This is a genomic window from Pseudomonas sp. PLMAX (assembly GCF_046042685.1).
Classification (GTDB): Bacteria; Pseudomonadota; Gammaproteobacteria; order Pseudomonadales; family Pseudomonadaceae; genus Aquipseudomonas; species Aquipseudomonas putida_AE.
The window spans coordinates 6,730,162-6,746,734 of the sequence record NZ_CP064949.1 but is presented as its reverse complement, the minus strand read 5'-3'; the positions used below and the strand labels follow the sequence as shown (position 1 = coordinate 6,746,734).

Below are 16,573 nucleotides of genomic sequence, written 5' to 3'. Positions count from 1 at the left end.
GGCGACGCGACCGCTACATAAAAACAACAGCGAGGTGAAAGCATGTCTGGCAATCGTGGTGTGGTGTATCTCGGCGCTGGCAAGGTCGAAGTACAGAAAATCGACTATCCGAAAATGCAGGACCCGCGCGGCAGGAAGATCAACCACGCCGTCATCCTGCGTGTGGTTTCCACCAACATCTGTGGTTCCGACCAGCACATGGTGCGCGGCCGTACCACTGCACAAACCGGCCTGGTGCTGGGGCACGAGATCACCGGTGAAGTGATCGAGAAGGGCAGCGACGTCGAGAACCTGCAGATCGGCGACCTGGTGTCCGTACCGTTCAACGTGGCTTGCGGGCGCTGCCGTTCCTGCAAGGAAATGCACACCGGCGTGTGCCTGAGCGTCAACCCGGCCCGTCCGGGCGGTGCCTACGGTTACGTTGACATGGGCGACTGGACCGGTGGCCAGGCCGAATACGCCATGGTGCCGTATGCCGACTTCAACCTGCTGAAACTGCCGGATCGCGACCGGGCCATGGAGAAAATCCGTGACCTGACCTGCCTCTCCGACATCCTGCCGACCGGCTATCACGGTGCCGTGACCGCCGGCGTTGGCCCAGGCAGCACCGTCTACATCGCCGGTGCCGGCCCAGTGGGTCTAGCCGCCGCCGCTTCCGCTCGCCTGCTGGGCGCGGCGGTGGTCATCGTCGGTGACGTCAATACCATCCGCCTGGCCCACGCCAAGGCCCAGGGTTTCGAAATCGCCGACCTGTCTTCCGACACCCCGCTGCACGAACAGATCGCTGCGCTGCTGGGCGAACCGGAAGTGGACTGCGCCATCGACGCCGTAGGCTTCGAAGCCCGCGGTCACGGCCATGACGGCGTCAAACACGAAGCCCCGGCCACCGTGCTCAACTCCCTGATGGGCGTGGTACGCGTGGCCGGCAAGATCGGCATCCCTGGCCTCTACGTCACCGAAGATCCGGGTGCTGTGGATGCCGCCGCAAAAATGGGCAGCCTGAGCATCCGCTTCGGCCTGGGCTGGGCCAAGTCCCACAGCTTCCACACCGGCCAGACCCCGGTCATGAAGTACAACCGCCAGCTGATGCAGGCAATCATGTGGGACCGCATCAACATCGCTGAAGTGGTCGGCGTGCAGGTCATCAGCCTGGATCAGGCGCCGGAAGGTTACGGCGAGTTCGATGCGGGCGTGCCGAAGAAGTTTGTGATTGATCCGCATAAGTTGTTTAGTGCGGCGTAAGAGCGTTTGAAGCAAGCGAAGGGCGACGTGATGTCGCCCTTTTTTGTATCTCGCATCGGAGTGGCATTGACGATAGCTACAGTTGACGGCTCAGCCCACGTATCTCTGTATTTAGACGTTCAAGTGTATTTCGGATATTTGTGCCTAGCTGATCATGCGGAATGTCGCGAGTGTTGTGCAGGATGCGATCACGCTGAGAACTCAGTAGATTGATGCGGTGCTGACTCCTTCCCTGGCGGGCTGTTTGATTAACTGTTTCGAAGTAGGGTGGCAGACGCCCTAAGTTCGATGTACTGACGCTTTGACGTCCCAACGACGTTACTTCAAGGAAATAGGCGACAAGGCTCCAGGCATGACTAAGAAATCAGTTCTTTCAGCATCGTTCCTATTGCAGCCTTTGCCTACTAGCAGATCTGATAGGTTCTTAACCCTCAGTCCCGTATTGCGACGAGCGGGTTGAAAATGGATGCGTGCCTGAGGAACATGCCCGCTCATAGCTGGTCAAACCGGCAGCTCTGCGCCCGTGAGCCGGGCGTTTTCATGGCACAAGAGGATGTCTGGATGAAGATTTCACGCGGTTTGGTACTGGCTTCCCTGATGACCTTGGTGGCCGGCCCGGTCTTCGCACAGTTCAGCCTGGGCGATGCGGCCAATGCCATTGCGGGGATGAAGGGCGGTAACGCGGCCACAGAGGCCGCGCCGACTTCGGAGACTGCGGACCTGCTGGGTGCGCTCAGCCAATTGAATGTGACGCCACAACAAGCCGTCGGCGGTGCCGGGGCGATGCTCGGGCTGGCGAAGAATCAATTGAGTTCGACCGACTATTCGGAGCTGGCCAAAAGCGTACCTGGAATCGACACACTGTCGGGCGGCGGCGAATTGGGCGCGCTCGCCGGCTTGTTGGGGGCGACCGGTAAATCCGCAGGGCTGGATAACGCCCTGGGCAACGTCAAGGACACCAACGACCTGAACAATGCCTTCAGCGCCCTGGGCATGGATACCGGAATGATCGGCGTGTTTGCCCCGGTGATCCTGCAATACTTCGGTCAGCAGGGTGTCGGCGGTTCGCTGCTGCAAAGCCTGGGTGGCATTTGGGGTGCCGGCACTGGCACCGGCACCGGAATTGGCAGCTGATTAGCGACTATTGGCGCGCAAAACGTCGATACGCCGGTCCTTCTCGATCCAGAGCTGGTTGACCCAGTTCTGGACCTTCTCACGAAACAGCGGATCGTTTTCGTAATCGCCCTGCCACAACGCCGGGTCGAGCTCGCGGGTCTTGATGTCGATGATCACCCGCGGCACGTTGCCGCTGATCAAGTCCCAGAACCCCGGAATCGCCGGCTGCGGATACACCACGGTCACGTCGAGAATCGCATCCAGCTGTTCGCCCATCGCTGCCAGTACAAACGCCACGCCACCGGCCTTGGGTTTGAGCAGGTGGGTGAAGGGTGATTGCTGGTGAGCGCTTTTGGCGGAGGTGAAGCGCGTGCCTTCCAGATAATTGACCACCGTCACTGGCTGGCGCTTGAACAGCTCGCAGGCTTGTCGGGTGATCTCCAGGTCCTTGCCGGCCAATTCCGGATTCTTCGCCAGGAACGCCTTGCTGTAGCGCTTCATGAACGGGTAATCCAGCGCCCACCAGGCCAGGCCCAGGAACGGCACCCAGATCAGTTCTTTCTTGAGGAAGAACTTGAAGAACGGCGTGCGTCGATTCAGCGTCTGGATCAGCGCCGGGATATCGACCCAGGACTGGTGATTGCTGATCACCAGATAGGACGTGTCGCGACGCAGATCGTCACCGCCGCGAATATCCCATTGGGTGGGAATGCACAGGCGAAAGATCAGCTTGTCGATTTCCGACCAGGTCTCGGCAATCCACATCACCACCGAGGACGCGTAATCGCGAAAACGCCCGGGCAGGACCAGTTTGAGCAAGGCGAACACCATCAAAGGTCCGATCAGGACCAGCGTGTTGAGCAACAGCAGCAATGTGACGAAACAGCCGGTGAGCAGGCGGCGCATAAATGACTCTTGGAAGCGTTAGGGCGCGCCATGATAAGCAGCTTCGGACGACAGGCCAAATCGGCGCTGACGAATGTTTCACCTCCGGACCGTTACCCTTGTGGGAACGATCAGCTCAACAACGGTCTAAAATTGCGCTGCCAACTCCTCAAGGACTCCCAGTACGTGAAATCCCTTCTTGCATTGCTATCTCTCCTTGCCCTGCCGGCCTTGGCAGCCGAGCCGACGCTCTACGGCCGCTACGAATACATCTCGCTACCGGAAATCGGTGGCGAAGTGCTCAAGGCCAAAATGGACACCGGCGCGTTGACTGCCTCGCTGTCGGCCAAGGACATCGAAACTTTCACCCGCGATGGCGAAGACTGGGTGCGTTTCCGCCTGGCGACCAAGGGTGCGAGCAACAAGGTCTACGAACACAAGGTCGCGAGGATCAGCAAGATCAAGACCCGCTCCGAAGAGGACGAGGATGACAGCGAAGTGATCGCGCCCACCAAGCGGCCGGTGGTCGATCTCGAGTTGTGCCTGGGCAATGTAAAACGCACGGTCGAGGTCAACCTGACTGACCGCAGCAGCTTCAATTATCCCTTGTTGATCGGCGCCAAGGCCTTGCGCGAGTTTGGCGCGGCGGTGAATCCGGCTCGACGGTTTACGGCGGACAAGCCCGATTGCTGATTGACGGGGTGTAAGGCTTGGGGCACCGTTCGACCACTCAACCGCCAGGCTCGGACGCCATGCCCCATATCCTGATTGTCGAAGACGAAGCGGCGATTGCCGACACCCTGATTTTCGCCTTGCAGGGCGAGGGGTTCACCACCACGTGGCTGACACTTGGCGCGGCGGCGCTTGAGCATCAGCGGCAGACCCCGGCGGACCTGATCATCCTCGACATCGGTCTGCCGGACATCAGCGGCTTCGAAACCTGCAAGGCGTTGCGACGTTTCAGCGAAGTACCGGTGATGTTTCTCAGCGCCCGCGACAGCGAAATCGACCGTGTCGTAGGCCTGGAGATTGGTGCCGACGATTACGTGGTCAAGCCGTTCAGCCCCCGTGAAGTGGCGGCGCGGGTCCGGGCGATTCTCAAGCGCATGGCACCCAAAAACCTGACTGAAATCGCGCCAACACTGTTCCGCATCGATTACGAGCGTATACAGATCAGTTATCGCGGTCAGCCGCTGAGCCTGACCCGACACGAATTCCGTTTGCTGCAATGCCTGCTGGAGCAACCCGAGCGCGTGTTCAGCCGCGAGCTATTGCTCGATGCCTTGGGCGTGGCCGCCGATGCCGGCTACGAGCGCAGCATCGACAGCCACATCAAGAGCGTGCGCGCCAAGTTGCGATCGGTTAAGGCCGATGCAGAGCCGATTCAGACCCATCGCGGCCTCGGATACAGCTACAGCCCGGGACACAGCTGATGCCATTGGGGTTACGGATTTTCCTGGTCTATGTGCTGTTCGTCGGCTTGACCGGCTACTTCGTGCTCAACACCGTGATGGAAGAAATTCGTCCCGGGGTGCGCCAGTCCACGGAAGAAACCCTGGTCGACACCGCCAACCTGATGGCGGAAATCCTGCGCGATGACTTCAAGGCCGGCACCCTCAACCAGAGCCGCTGGCCGGAACTGCTCAAGGCCTACGGCGAGCGGCAACCGGCGGCGAACATCTGGGGTTTGCCGAAAAACCAGGTCAACCACCGCATCTACGTCACTGACGCCAGCGGCATCGTGGTACTGGATTCCAGCGGCACAGCGGTCGGTCAGGATTACTCGCGCTGGAACGACGTTTACCTGACCCTGCGCGGCGAATATGGCGCCCGCTCGACCCGCAGTGACCCCAATGATGCGAGCTCGTCGGTGATGCACGTCGGCGCGCCGATACGCGATAACGGCCGGATCATCGGCGTGGTCACCGTGGCCAAGCCCAACAGCTCGTTGCAACCTTATGTGGATCGCACCGAGCGACGATTGCTGGCTTATGGCGCCGGCCTGATCGGCCTCGGCCTGCTGTTCGGTGCGCTGTTGTCCTGGTGGTTGAGTCGGTCGCTGCGGCGCTTGACCGCTTATGCGCAGGCAGTGAGCGAAGGCCGGCGGATCGAGGTGCCGCACTATCGCGGTGGCGAGCTGGAGCAATTGGCGACGGCCGTAGAACAGATGCGCACGCAGCTCGAAGGCCGAGCCTACGTCGAGCGTTACGTGCACACATTGACCCACGAACTGAAGAGCCCGCTGGCGGCGATTCGTGGCGCGGCGGAACTGCTGCAGGGCGAGATGCCGTTGGCTCAACGGCAGCGTTTTGTCGGCAACATCGACAGTGAAAGCGCGCGCATGCAACAGTTGATCGAGCGACTGTTGAACCTGGCGCAAGTTGAACAGCGTCAGGGGCTTGAGGCGCGTGTCGAGGTGCCACTGGCGGCGTTGGTGGCCGAACTGATTGATGCCCAGTCTGCGCGGATCGAAGGCAGCCAGTTGCGCGTGTCACAGATGATTGCGGCGGACCTGATGCTGAGGGGGGAGCCGTTTTTGTTGCGGCAGGCGCTGGGCAACCTGCTGGAAAATGCGCTGGATTTCACCCCTGCTCAGGGCGTGATGCGATTCACCGCCGAGCGAATGGGCGAGCAGATCGAATTCAAGCTCTTCAACCAGGGCGAAGCGATTCCGGACTATGCATTGCCGCGCCTGAACGAGCGTTTCTACTCGCTGCCACGACCGGATACCGGGCGAAAAAGCACCGGGCTTGGGCTGAATTTCGTGGAAGAAGTGGTGAAGTTGCATGGTGGGGTGATGAGCATCGGCAACGTTGAGGGTGGCGTTGAAGTCAGTTTGCTCCTGCCTTTAGACCAAGTCGCAGTCTCCACATAATCTCCACATTCCCCCCATAAAGCCCCCACACAGCCCGTCCAGACTCTGCCTTATCAAAACAGGGAGAGTCCCATGAACCGAAGCCTGACCTTGAAACTCGGGGCGATTGCCCTGCTGATTGTGTTATTGCTGATCCCGTTGCTGATGATCAACGGCGTCATCCAGGACCGCCAGCAACTGCGCGACGGCGTGCTTGAAGACATCGCCCGCAGCGCCAGTTACAGCCAGCAATTGAGCGGGCCGTTGTTGGTGGTGCCCTATCGCAAGGTCGTGCGCACCTGGAAGACCCACGAAAAAACCCACGAACGCTATCAGGAAACAGGTGAAGAGCGCGGTCGTTTGTACTTCCTCCCGGAGCGCTTCGAACTCGACGGCCAGGTCCAGACCGAACTGCGTTCCCGAGGCATTTACCAGGCGCGGCTGTTCCATGCCGACAACCGCATCAGCGGCCATTTTTCAGTGCCGGCGCAGCTGGGTATCCAGGAAGATTTCGCAGATTACCAATTCGATCGGCCATTCCTGGCGGTCGGCATCAGCGACATTCGCGGCATCGAGAATGCCTTGAAACTCGAGCTCAACGGCCAGCGTCTGGACTTCGTTCCGGGTAGTCAGGTCGGCTGGCTGGGTGAGGGCGTCCATGTGACGTTGCCAGCGTTGGACGCGAGGCAAAACACAGAGCTGGCCTTCGGTTTCGACCTGAAGCTGCAAGGCACCGGCCAGTTGCAGATCCTGCCGGTGGGCAAGACAAGCAAGGTCTCGCTGAGCACCAACTGGCCGCATCCCAGTTTCATCGGCAACTACCTGCCAGCCCAGCGCGAAATCACCGATCAAGGCTTCACCGCCAATTGGCAGACTTCGTTTTTCTCCACCAATCTGCAAGAGATCCTCAACAGCTGCGTGCCCCGTGGTGCTTGCGAGGCGTTGTCCGGTCGCAGTTTTGGCGTGAGCTTCGTCGACCCGGTGGACCAATACCTGAAAAGCGACCGCGCGATCAAATACGCACTGCTGTTCATCGTCCTGACGTTCGCCGGTTTCTTCCTTTTTGAAGTGCTTGAAAGCCTGGCGGTGCACCCGGTGCAATACGCTTTAGTGGGCGTGGCGCTAGCGTTCTTTTATCTGCTTTTGCTGTCGCTGTCCGAACACATTGGCTTTGCTTTGGCGTATCTATTGTCGGCCAGCGCTTGTGTGCTGTTAATCGGGTTCTATGTCTGCCATGTATTGCGTAGCGTGCGTCACGGCTTGAGTTTTTCGGTGGGGCTGGCGGCACTGTATGGCCTGCTTTATGGCTTGTTGAGTGCCGAGGATTACGCGCTGTTGATGGGGTCGTTGTTGCTGTTCGGCTTGCTCGGGGTGTTCATGGTGCTGACCCGCAAACTGGATTGGTATGGGGTCGGACAGAAAGCGGCCAAGCCGTTGGCGTTCGATATTGGAGCGATGGAATGAGTCGGTCGCTGGGGTTGCGGGAAGATCAGCGGGAAGGGGAGGTGCTGGCGACGCTGATTTTCGGGTTGTTTCCGGTTGATCCGGTGTGGTGCGTTCGACTTGCTCGTAAAAAGCCCGGTCCAGTCGGCGAAAAACCAGACTTTGTAACGGATCAACGCCGCTGCGTCCATGATCCCGTCGGACAGGGCGACGTCTCGGCTGGAGGGCACACTCCTTTTTAAATAAATCTGTGCCATTTTTTCCCTTTTTACTTGTTCAGGCGGTTCTTATATTTAGGTTGGCGGCGTTGGTGGGGCTGCCAACTCCAGGGATTCTAGCGCGAGGAATGAACTGCTGGATCGTGGGGGGATCGGCAGGAGAGCTTCTCAGAGGACCCATCTCAAAATCTCCCCTGGTAACGGTATTAGGTGTCGGTGCCAGTCGAGGAGTCCTGGAAGGACGGAATCGGTACATCCCCCCTAATCCAGCGCCTAAAAGAAGACCTGACCCAATTAGAAGTGCGGTGTTTGCCGTTTCATCGTCAGCCTCTACCATAAACCCGGCGGCGCCTACTACCGCCGCAGCGGTTGATGCCGTGAGCTTGAGCGTTGCAGCCGGATGGGCAGGTGTCACAAACGTGACCATTTTCCTGATCATCGACAAAAATGATTGTCCAGTCGGGTCGCACCGGCCTATCGGGTTACCCTCGCAATACGAGTAGGCATTCACTCCTCCTTCTTCAAATGGACTCGAACTGTCCGGTCTGTTAAACCGCATCAACACCGTATTGAACAGCCGATACCCATTGCCCAAATGATAATGCCCGGTCAGCGGGTCAGGACGTTCGCCGTTGAACCCGAGCAAACTGAGCAAGCCGTTTTTTGCCGGCCGATGGCCGTAGGGTGAGTAGGCGATGGGGTGAGGCCTATTCGCGTCGAGGGCATTTAGGACCGAGCTGTTGATCGGTCGCGAGCAGGACTGTTTTACTGGAATGTATAGGCATTGACCGAGCTCCAGGTACGGTTCATAAAGTCGGACCTTAAGCATCGGATTTTTTTCATTTTTTGCCTACTAGCAGAACTGATAGGGTCGTTGCGCAGCATCAAACGTCACTTCAACCAGCGAAGTGCTAAACCTTCGGCATCGTCGCCAGCATCGAAGGCCGCTGACTCACCTCGAAATACCACGCCGCCAACTGCGGATTCGCTTCACGCCACTCCAGGTCGGGATGGCGCAGATCCACATAACCCAACGCACACGCCACGCTGATCGCCGCTACGTCGAAATGGCTGGTCAGCTCGGCAATCGCATCCTTCTCCAGCAAAGCTAAAGTACGGCGAATTTTGTCGCGCTGGCCGTCGAGCCATTGGTCCCAGTGTTTTTCCGGGGCGCGCAGGGCGACTTCGTAGCGTACGAGTACCGCGGCGTCCATGATCCCGTCGGCCATGGAGGCGAGGGTCAGGCGCCGCCAGCGGGCCGAGCCTTCGCGGGGGATCAGCGGGTTGCCGACGTGCTGATGGTCCAGGTAATCGAGGATCACCCGGCTGTCGTGGATGATGCTGGCGTCGGCCAGGCGCAGGGCGGGGATCTTGCTCAGGGGGTTGTCGTCGATCAGGTTCTGGTCCGGGTCGACCGGCGTGAGTACGCAGTTCTGCAGGGCAACGCGGTCCTGTTGACCGGTTTCGTGCAGGAGCACCATGACTTTGCGCACGAAGGGGGAGAGGGGGTTGTAGTAGAGGGTCATGCTCGGGGTGGACATGGCGACGTCTCGGTCAGAGGAGGTGTCGGGCAGCATAGCGCGTTGATGCGTGGGTTCAAGATGAGCCATGTGGGAGCGGGCTTGCTCGCGAAGGCGTCGTGTCAGTCAACAATTAATCAGATGACATATCGCATTCGCGAGCAAGCCCGCTCCCACAGGTTTTGCGTTTTAGCTGGCTGGTTGCAGCGTCTGCCCGGCTTCAGGGCCCGGAGCTGCCTGCTGAGGCTTGAGTTCCCGGGCAACGGTCCAGACGATGAACGCCGCGACGATGTCGAAAATCGCCAGGGTCACGAACAGCGGGCTGTAGCCGATCTTGGTCACCATCACGCCGAACACCAGAGTGAAAGCGGCCGCGCCGAGGTAGCCGAACATCCCGCCCATGCCTGTGGCCGTGGCCACTTCGTTTTTGCCGAACGAGTCAGAGGTGATCGCGTACAGCGCACCGGACAAGGTCTGGTGGGCGAAACCGCCGATGCACAGCAGCGCAATCGCCGTGTACGGGCTGGCGACCAGGCCGATGCATGCCGGACCGATCATGCACGAGGCACCGAACAGCAGGACCATTTTGCGCGAGGTGAACAGCGACACTTTGCAGTGCTTGTGGAAGAACGGGCTCAGGTAGCCACCGAGCACGCAGCCCAGGTCAGCGGCGAGGAACGGCAGCCAGGCGAACATCGCGATCTCTTTGATGTTCATGTGCCGCTCGGTCATCAGGTACAACGGAATCCAGGCATTGAAAGTCTGCCAGGCCGGCTCGGAAAGGATCCGCGCGCTGGCGATGGCGTAGAAGTTACGGCTGCCGATGATTTTCTTCCAACTGCCCTTTTTGGTGGCCGGTTCCTTGAAGTGGTCTTCCTGGCCGCTGAGGATGTAGGCGCGCTCCTCATCGCCCAGGCGTTTTTGATCCCGGGGATGCTTGTAGAGGAGCACCCACAGCAAGCTCCAGAGTACGCCCAGGCCCCCGACGATCAGGAACGCCAGTTCCCAGCCACTGTGCAGGATCGCCCAGACCACCAAGGGCGGCGCCAGCAGTGCGCCGATCGATGAACCGATGTTGAACCAGCCAATGGCTACCGAACGCTCCTTGGCCGGAAACCATTCGGTGGTGGCTTTCACGGCCGCCGGCAAGCCTGCCGCTTCCGTCAGCCCGAGCAGGCCACGAACGAATGCCAAGCCCTGCCAGCCACTCGCCAGTGCTGCCAGCGCGCAGGCAATCGACCAGGCGAAGGCAAAAATCGCGAAGCCCATTTTGGTGCCGATGGCATCGATGATGTAGCCGGCTACCGGTTGCATCAGCGCATAGCAGACCTGCCACGCGACCACGATGTGCGAGTACTGCTCGGTGGTAATGTTCATTTCGCTCATCAGGGTCGGGGCGGCCACTGACAGGGTGTTGCGAGCGAGGTAGTTGACGATCAGACCGGCTGTTACCAGACCGACCATCCACCAGCGGATGCCTTTGACTTTCATCACATCACCGTCATTTTTCTTGGATTTATTGTGGGTGTCGCATTTGTTGTAGGTTGTCGTACAACATGCGCCTTTATAGAAGCGCAAGGATGAATGTGTCAACAAATATGTCAGGGATTTAGCGGGGAGAGGCGACGGGCGGGGGGGGGCATTGTCGTCGTATGACTTGTAGGAACGAGCTTGCTCGCGATGACCTTCAATATGACGCTGGAAGTCTGGCTCCCCGAGGCGTTCTCAGGTTTATCGCGAGCAAGCTCGCTCCTACAGAGGGGGGCGCATTATCGGCGTTGGAGGAGGCCGCGCAGGGCGAGGGCGGCTGGAATACCCAGGCCAAGCCAGCTCAAGGCATCCCAGATCCCATCGCCCAGCAGCGCGGCGAACAACCCCGCCGCGCTGAACAAGGCGATGACGGTGGGGGTGGCGAACACCTTCCAGAAATTCGACTGCCGGGGCCTCATGCCACGCTCTCCGCTTTTTCCAGCACGGGTTTCGAAGCCTTGCGCCGCACCACCCACAGGTAGACGCCGCTGCCGAGCACAATGATCGTCAGCACATCCAGGGTCGCCCAGAGAATCTGCATCGGCATGCCGCCGTAGTCACCGAAGTGCAACGGCTGTGACATGCCCATGGCGTCCATGTACCAGGGCCGTTCGGCCACGGCGGTGACTTGCAGGGTGCTGGCGTCGATCAGTACCGGCGTCAGCAAGTGCGAGGTCAGGTGCGTGCTGCCTTTCATGAACACCGCGTAATGGTGCTCGCTGGAGAATCGCGTGCCGGGGAAGGCAATGAAATCCGGCTGCATGCCGGGTGCGACTTCCTTGGCGATGTCGAGCAAACGCGTGGCCGGTGCCAGTTGCGTCAATGGCGGCGCATCGCGATACGGCGCGACCATCGCGCTCAGGCTGTCGTTGCGCCACGCGGCAATCAGCAGGTCGGCGCAGGCACTGATCACGCCGGTTACACCCACCACCAGAGCCCAGGTCAAAGTCACTACGCCGATCAGGTTGTGCAGGTCGAGCCACCGCAGGCGGGTGGATTTGTCCTGGCGCACGGTGGCGAATTTCAGGCGGCGCATGAACGGCAGGTACAACACGGTACCGGACACGATCGCGACGACGAACAGCAACCCCATGAACGCCAGCAGCAACTTGCCCGGCAGCCCGGCGAACATGTCCACGTGCAGGCGCAGCATGACCATCATGAAGCCGCCATTGGCCGACGGCATCTCCAGCGCTTCGCCGGTGCGGGCGTCGAGCATGAAGGTGTGGGACGAGTTCGGCTCGGTGCCGGCGGTGGCCGCCATGATCGCGATCGCGCCGTTGGGTTCGTCCTCGTCGAAACCGAAGTACTGCATGACTTCGCCGGGACGATGTTTTTCAGCGGCCTGCACCAGTTGCTGCAAATTCAGCTGCGGGGTGTCCGCCGGCATCTGCTTCAGCTCGGCGGCATCGCCCAGCAGATGGTCGATCTCGTGGTGGAAGATCAACGGCAGGCCGGTCAGTGCCAGCATCAGCAGAAACACGGTGCAGATCAGGCTGGTCCAGGTGTGGACGAAGGACCAGCGGCGAATTGTTTTACTTTTCATTTCATAGCCTTCAGAAAAACCAAAGCCGTCCACGAAGGACGGCCGGGTCGTTGGGCCTGTCGGGTCAAGCCGTTACCACTTGTAGGTGGCGCTGGCGACGACACTGCGTTGGTCACCGTAGTAGCAGTAGAAACTGTCGCAAGTCGAGATGTAGTCCTTGTCGAACAGGTTGGTCGCGTTCAGCGCCAGCGAGGCACCTTTGAGGCTGTTGTCCAGGCGACCGAGGTCGTAATGAACGGCAGCGTCGAACACTGTGTAGGCGTCAGCCTTGCCCAGCTCGGTGTTGGCCTGGTCGCCGTAGGTGTTGCCGGTGTAGCGAACGCCGCCGCCCACGCCGAAACCGTCCAGCACGCCGTTGTGCCAGGTGTAGTCGGTCCACAGCGAAGCCTGTTGATTAGGCATCAGCTGCAGGCGGTTGCCTTTGAAAGTGCCATCCTGCACTTCGGACTTGGCCAAGGTGTAGGCCGCGATCACCTTGAGGTTTTCGGTCACGTCGGAAACGGCTTCCAGCTCCAGGCCCTTGACCTTCACTTCACCGGTCTGGCTGGTGATATTGACGCCGGCCGAATTGGTCGTGGTGACCGAAACGTTTTTCTGGGTCAAGTCGTAGATCGCCGCGCTCAGCAAGGTATCGCTGCCCGGTGGCTGGTACTTGATGCCCAGTTCCCATTGTTCGCCTTCAGTCGGCTTGAACGAATCGGTCGGCGATGCGGTGGCGTTGCTGGTTGGCTGGAACGATTCGGCGTACGACAGGTACGGCACGATGCCGTTGTCGAACACGTAGCTGATCGCCGCGTTGCCGCTGAAGTTGGTATCGCGTTCGGTGTTGGTGGCATCGCCCTTGTTGAAGAACTTGGTGCCGGTGTGGACCCAGTCTTCGCGGCCGCCCAGGGTCAGGCGCCATTGGTCGAGGGCCAGCTGATCCTGGATGTAGAGGCCGGTCTGATAGGTCTTCTGGTCGTAGTCATAAAACGCGTCGGAGCGTGGTGGACGCACGATCGGCTGGCCATAAATCGGGTTGTTGACGTTGGTGGTCAGGCCATCGCCGAAGATCGAGGTGTAGTTGGTGTTGCTGCGCTGGTGATCGAGGCCGAGCAACAAGGTGTGCTGGACATCGCCGGTGGCGAAGTCGGCCTGGAAGTTGTTATCCACGGCGAACTGGCTGATGTCCTCGTCGGTCGAGGTACTGGTTCGGCCCACGTTGCCGTCGGCATCGACCTGAGTGAACGGATAGGCGCCGACGGTGAGCGCCTGGAAGGACAGGTCCGACTTGGTGTAGCGCAGGTTCTGGCGGAACTGCCAGACATCGTTCAAACGATGTTCAAAGGCGTAACCCAGTGCGTAGTAGGTGCGGTCGTAGTATTCCCAGTCCGGGTCGCCCAGGTTTTTGTGGTGGGAAATATCGCCGAGCGGTGAATGGATTCTGGTGCCCTGGATCGGCAGGAACTGGCTGGTGATCCCGGTATCGTCACGAGTGAACTGCGAGAGCAGAGTGAAGGTGGTGTCTTCGTCGATGTTCCAGGTCAGGCTGGGCGCAATGTTGTAGCGCTTGTTGTCGACGTGGTCGATCTGCGTCCCGCTGTCGCGGACCACACCGCTCAGGCCGTAGAGGAACTGCCCTTCATCGTCGATCTTGCCAGTACTGGCGAAGTTGATCTGGCGATGATTGTCGCTACCGTATTGCACCTGGATCTCGTTGCTCGATTCAGCGCTGGGACGGCGGCTGACCATGTCCAGCAGGCCGCCCGGCGGGGTCTGGCCGTAGATCGACGAAGCCGGGCCGCGCAGCAGGGCCAAGCGGTCGAGGTTCCAGGTCTCCTGTTTCGGGTTGGCGTACACGCCTTTAGGCAGTGGCAGGCCATCGAGGAACTGGGTCGGCTCGAAGCCGCGCACGCGCAACCAGTCGGCGCGGGTATCGCTGCCGTAGCTGCTGGCGGTGATGCCGGGCATGTAGCGCACGGCGTCGTCGAGGCTGTGCACGTTGCGGTCGTCCATCTGGTCGCGCGTTGCAATCGAAATCGAACGCGGCACCTCGACCAGCGCGGTGTCGGTCTTGGTCCCGGCGGCCGTGCGCTTGGCCAGATACCCTTGCACCGGGCCCCAGGCGTTTTCAGGGTCTGCTTCCACGCCGATGACGCTGGTCGCCGGCAGGGCCATCACGCCCTCGGGCACCGCCACCAGGGTGTAGGTGCCGCCGCTTTGTTCCAGTTGCAGACCGGTGCCACGCAGGGCTTCGCGCAGGGCGCCGGCAGCGTCGAACTGGCCCTGGACCGGGGCCGACGTCTTGCCGGCGGCCAGCGACGGGTTCAACGACAGCGCCAGGCCCGCCTGGCTGGCGATCTGGTTCAGGGTGCTGGCCAATGGCGCGGCCGGCAGGTTGTAGGCGCGAACGCTGGACGCCTGTTCAGCGGCGATCAGTTGGCTGCTGGCCAAGGGAGAGCAAAGAGCGATGGCAAGCGCCAGCAAACCGGGGCGCAACAAGGTGTCTAGCGAACGGGACATACAGCGGCTCCTGAAAGTGAATACTTCTCAATTGCCTAGGTGCCGGACGAAAATCAAAAAGTGATAGGGCTGGATGAAAATAATTTCGATTCATCATTTGCACGGCGTCCTGCACCACCTGTCAGGGCTTGGCCGCCACCGTCACCCACCATGGCGTGTGCTGTTCGATCTGCACCGGCAGGGTCGGCAACAACGCGTTCAGGGCCAGGTTGGTGTCCTTGAGTGGGAAGCTACCGGTGATCCGCAGATCAGCCACTTCCGGCGCCACACCCAGGTGACCCGGGCGATAGCGACCGATTTCACGCACCAGATCCTCCAGCCGCGCGTTGTCCACCACCAGCATGCCGCGGGTCCAGGCATCGGCGCCGAGGTTGAGCGCGGCAATCGGGCCCAGGCCGTCGCTGCGAATCAGCATTTGCTGGCCTTCGCGCAGAATTTGCTCTTCGGGACTGGATTGCGGATGGGCGGCCACCGCCGATTGCAGCACGCTCAGTCGCGTGCCTTGCTCTTCACGCTTGACCAGGAACCGCGTTCCGAGGGCGCGCATGCTGCCTTCGCGGGTTTCAACGATAAACGGCCGGGCATCGCCGTGACCGGTTTCGATCAGGATTTCGCCTTCCTGCAGGACGACCAGTCGCTGCTTCTCATCGAAACGCACGTCCACCGCACTGTGGGTGTTGAGGTTGATCAGGGTGCCATCATCCAGGCGAATGGTGCGTTGCTCGCCGGTGGCGGTGCGCTGGTCGGCCAGCCAATAGTCGATTGGCAGGTAACGCTCACCGGCAAACAGCGCCAACCCCAACACTGCAACGATGCTGGCCAGGCCGCTGCCAAGCTTGCGCACCCGCCGGCGAATGCCTTCGCGCGATTGCAGCAGGGCGGTGCGGGCCGGGCCGCTGGCGACGCTGAAACGCTGGTCGAGCATGCCCAGTTGACGCCAGGCGCGGGCGTGTTCTTCGTGGGCGGCGTGCCATTTGGCGAACTCTTCGCGTTCCACCGGGTTGCCGGAGTCCAGGGACAGTTGCCAGGCGATGGCGGCATCGAGCACCTGCGCCGACACCGGCTTGGAGCTGACCGGGCTCATGTTGGCTCACCGTACAAGGCGATGTAGCACTGACGGATGCCCTGGGCCAGGTATTGGCGCACCCGCGGCACCGACACCCCGAGGCGCTCGGCAATTTCCGCGTGGCCAAGGCCATCGAGACGATTGTAGAGAAACGCCGCACGGGCCTTGCTCGACAGCTTGCCCAGCAGACGATCGATGTTCTTCAGGTCTTCGAGGATCATTTGCTGTTCTTCCACCGACGGTTGTTCGGCTTCTGGAATCAGCATCAGTTCGGTGAGGTAAGCCTGTTCCAGCGCGGCTCGGCGGAAGTAGTCGAACAGCAGGCCCTTGGCAATCGCCACCAGGAACGCCCGCGGCTCGCGCGGCTCTTTCAGTTCCTCACGTCCGAGCAGGCGCACGAAGGTGTCCTGGCTCAGGTCCTCGGCCCGTTGCGGGCAGGCGACATTGCGCCGTAGCCAGGCCAATAGCCAACCGCGGTGGTCGCGATATAGCGCACCAACGAGCTCACTTTGCGGGCTTGGGACTGACGACACGCAGCATCACCGATTGGGAAGTGTTAACTAACGAGAATTGTTCGCGATTCTGTCAGAGGCGAGGAAGGTAAGCAATTGACACCGGTCGGGTAGGGGTAGGGTTTGTCGTAAGACCTTG

The 16,573-nt window shown here is 60.5% G+C and carries 15 protein-coding genes and 1 pseudogene; 7 read left to right on the top strand and 9 right to left on the bottom strand.

Annotated features, from left to right (window positions below; translation table 11 throughout):
* Positions 1–42 precede the first annotated feature (42 nt).
* Positions 43–1,242, top strand: coding sequence for a formaldehyde dehydrogenase, glutathione-independent (fdhA, locus tag DKB71_RS30825; protein WP_046818240.1), 1,200 nt, complete (start codon positions 43–45; stop codon positions 1,240–1,242).
* Positions 1,243–1,803: 561 nt separating this feature from the next.
* A complete protein-coding gene (locus DKB71_RS30820; RefSeq protein ID WP_408599176.1) occupies positions 1,804–2,376 on the top strand; it encodes a DUF2780 domain-containing protein in 573 nt (190 codons plus the stop codon).
* On the opposite strand, the gene DKB71_RS30815 is transcribed toward DKB71_RS30820, so the two are convergent.
* Complete coding sequence (locus DKB71_RS30815; protein WP_408599175.1) at positions 2,377–3,264, bottom strand: acyltransferase; 888 nt, start codon at positions 3,262–3,264, stop codon at positions 2,377–2,379. It lies immediately after the preceding gene.
* Positions 3,265–3,429: 165 nt separating this feature from the next.
* Here DKB71_RS30815 and DKB71_RS30810 point away from each other — a divergent pair, with 165 nt between their 5' ends.
* From DKB71_RS30810 to DKB71_RS30790, 5 genes are all read left to right on the top strand, one after another.
* Complete coding sequence (locus tag DKB71_RS30810) at positions 3,430–3,936, top strand: ATP-dependent zinc protease (protein WP_323626445.1); 507 nt, start codon at positions 3,430–3,432, stop codon at positions 3,934–3,936.
* A 59-nt stretch (positions 3,937–3,995) separates the two neighbouring features.
* Positions 3,996–4,676 carry a two-component system response regulator CreB gene (creB, locus tag DKB71_RS30805; protein WP_408599174.1) on the top strand — a complete coding sequence of 227 codons (681 nt, stop codon included), beginning with the start codon at positions 3,996–3,998 and terminating at the stop codon, positions 4,674–4,676.
* Complete coding sequence (gene creC, locus DKB71_RS30800) at positions 4,676–6,118, top strand: two-component system sensor histidine kinase CreC (RefSeq protein ID WP_408599173.1); 1,443 nt, start codon at positions 4,676–4,678, stop codon at positions 6,116–6,118. The genes creB and creC overlap by 1 nt, the downstream gene beginning before the upstream one ends.
* A 72-nt stretch (positions 6,119–6,190) precedes the next feature.
* Complete coding sequence (creD, locus tag DKB71_RS30795) at positions 6,191–7,561, top strand: cell envelope integrity protein CreD (RefSeq protein WP_408599172.1); 1,371 nt, start codon at positions 6,191–6,193, stop codon at positions 7,559–7,561.
* Positions 7,558–7,782 (top strand): hypothetical protein, encoded by a 225-nt coding sequence (locus DKB71_RS30790; protein WP_408599171.1) that lies wholly within the window; start codon positions 7,558–7,560, stop codon positions 7,780–7,782. Before creD ends, DKB71_RS30790 begins: the two co-directional genes overlap by 4 nt.
* Positions 7,783–8,212: 430 nt before the next feature.
* On the opposite strand, the pseudogene DKB71_RS30785 reads toward DKB71_RS30790, so the two are convergent.
* The 8 genes and pseudogenes from DKB71_RS30785 to DKB71_RS30750 all read right to left on the bottom strand — a co-directional run.
* Positions 8,213–8,525 (bottom strand): annotated as a pseudogene (locus DKB71_RS30785) (RHS repeat-associated core domain-containing protein); the annotation flags it as partial.
* Positions 8,526–8,669: 144 nt separating this feature from the next.
* The gene (locus DKB71_RS30780) at positions 8,670–9,299 is read right to left on the bottom strand and encodes a glutathione S-transferase (RefSeq protein ID WP_408599170.1); all 630 of its coding nucleotides are present in this window, start codon (positions 9,297–9,299) and stop codon (positions 8,670–8,672) included.
* Between the two features lie 168 nt (positions 9,300–9,467).
* Entirely contained in the window at positions 9,468–10,769 is a 1,302-nt protein-coding gene (locus tag DKB71_RS30775) for an MFS transporter (RefSeq protein ID WP_323626440.1), read from the bottom strand.
* A 278-nt stretch (positions 10,770–11,047) separates the two neighbouring features.
* Positions 11,048–11,227: a hypothetical protein gene (locus DKB71_RS30770; protein ID WP_274075550.1), complete on the bottom strand. Its 180-nt coding sequence runs from the start codon at positions 11,225–11,227 to the stop codon at positions 11,048–11,050.
* Positions 11,224–12,354: a PepSY-associated TM helix domain-containing protein gene (locus tag DKB71_RS30765; RefSeq protein ID WP_408599169.1), complete on the bottom strand. Its 1,131-nt coding sequence runs from the start codon at positions 12,352–12,354 to the stop codon at positions 11,224–11,226. Before DKB71_RS30765 ends, DKB71_RS30770 begins: the two co-directional genes overlap by 4 nt.
* A gap of 72 nt (positions 12,355–12,426) precedes the next feature.
* Entirely contained in the window at positions 12,427–14,856 is a 2,430-nt protein-coding gene (locus DKB71_RS30760) for a TonB-dependent siderophore receptor (RefSeq protein WP_408599168.1), read from the bottom strand.
* Between the two features lie 121 nt (positions 14,857–14,977).
* Entirely contained in the window at positions 14,978–15,940 is a 963-nt protein-coding gene (locus DKB71_RS30755; RefSeq protein WP_408599167.1) for a FecR domain-containing protein, read from the bottom strand.
* The gene (locus DKB71_RS30750) at positions 15,937–16,455 is read right to left on the bottom strand and encodes an RNA polymerase sigma factor (RefSeq protein WP_032831242.1); all 519 of its coding nucleotides are present in this window, start codon (positions 16,453–16,455) and stop codon (positions 15,937–15,939) included. Before DKB71_RS30750 ends, DKB71_RS30755 begins: the two co-directional genes overlap by 4 nt.
* Positions 16,456–16,573 lie beyond the last annotated feature (118 nt).

Excerpts from the sequence above, each read along its gene's own strand:
- fdhA (WP_046818240.1), top strand. The coding sequence starts at position 43 with ATGTCTGGCAATCGTGGTGTGGTGTATCTCGGCGCTGGCAAGGTCGAA.
- DKB71_RS30820 (WP_408599176.1), top strand. The coding sequence starts at position 1,804 with ATGAAGATTTCACGCGGTTTGGTACTGGCTTCCCTGATGACCTTGGTG.
- DKB71_RS30815 (WP_408599175.1), bottom strand. The coding sequence starts at position 3,264 with ATGCGCCGCCTGCTCACCGGCTGTTTCGTCACATTGCTGCTGTTGCTC.
- creB (WP_408599174.1), top strand. The coding sequence starts at position 3,996 with ATGCCCCATATCCTGATTGTCGAAGACGAAGCGGCGATTGCCGACACC.
- creC (WP_408599173.1), top strand. The coding sequence starts at position 4,676 with ATGCCATTGGGGTTACGGATTTTCCTGGTCTATGTGCTGTTCGTCGGC.
- creD (WP_408599172.1), top strand. The coding sequence starts at position 6,191 with ATGAACCGAAGCCTGACCTTGAAACTCGGGGCGATTGCCCTGCTGATT.
- DKB71_RS30790 (WP_408599171.1), top strand. The coding sequence starts at position 7,558 with ATGAGTCGGTCGCTGGGGTTGCGGGAAGATCAGCGGGAAGGGGAGGTG.
- DKB71_RS30780 (WP_408599170.1), bottom strand. The coding sequence starts at position 9,299 with ATGTCCACCCCGAGCATGACCCTCTACTACAACCCCCTCTCCCCCTTC.
- DKB71_RS30775 (WP_323626440.1), bottom strand. The coding sequence starts at position 10,769 with ATGAAAGTCAAAGGCATCCGCTGGTGGATGGTCGGTCTGGTAACAGCC.
- DKB71_RS30770 (WP_274075550.1), bottom strand. The coding sequence starts at position 11,227 with ATGAGGCCCCGGCAGTCGAATTTCTGGAAGGTGTTCGCCACCCCCACC.
- DKB71_RS30765 (WP_408599169.1), bottom strand. The coding sequence starts at position 12,354 with ATGAAAAGTAAAACAATTCGCCGCTGGTCCTTCGTCCACACCTGGACC.
- DKB71_RS30760 (WP_408599168.1), bottom strand. The coding sequence starts at position 14,856 with ATGTCCCGTTCGCTAGACACCTTGTTGCGCCCCGGTTTGCTGGCGCTT.
- DKB71_RS30755 (WP_408599167.1), bottom strand. The coding sequence starts at position 15,940 with ATGAGCCCGGTCAGCTCCAAGCCGGTGTCGGCGCAGGTGCTCGATGCC.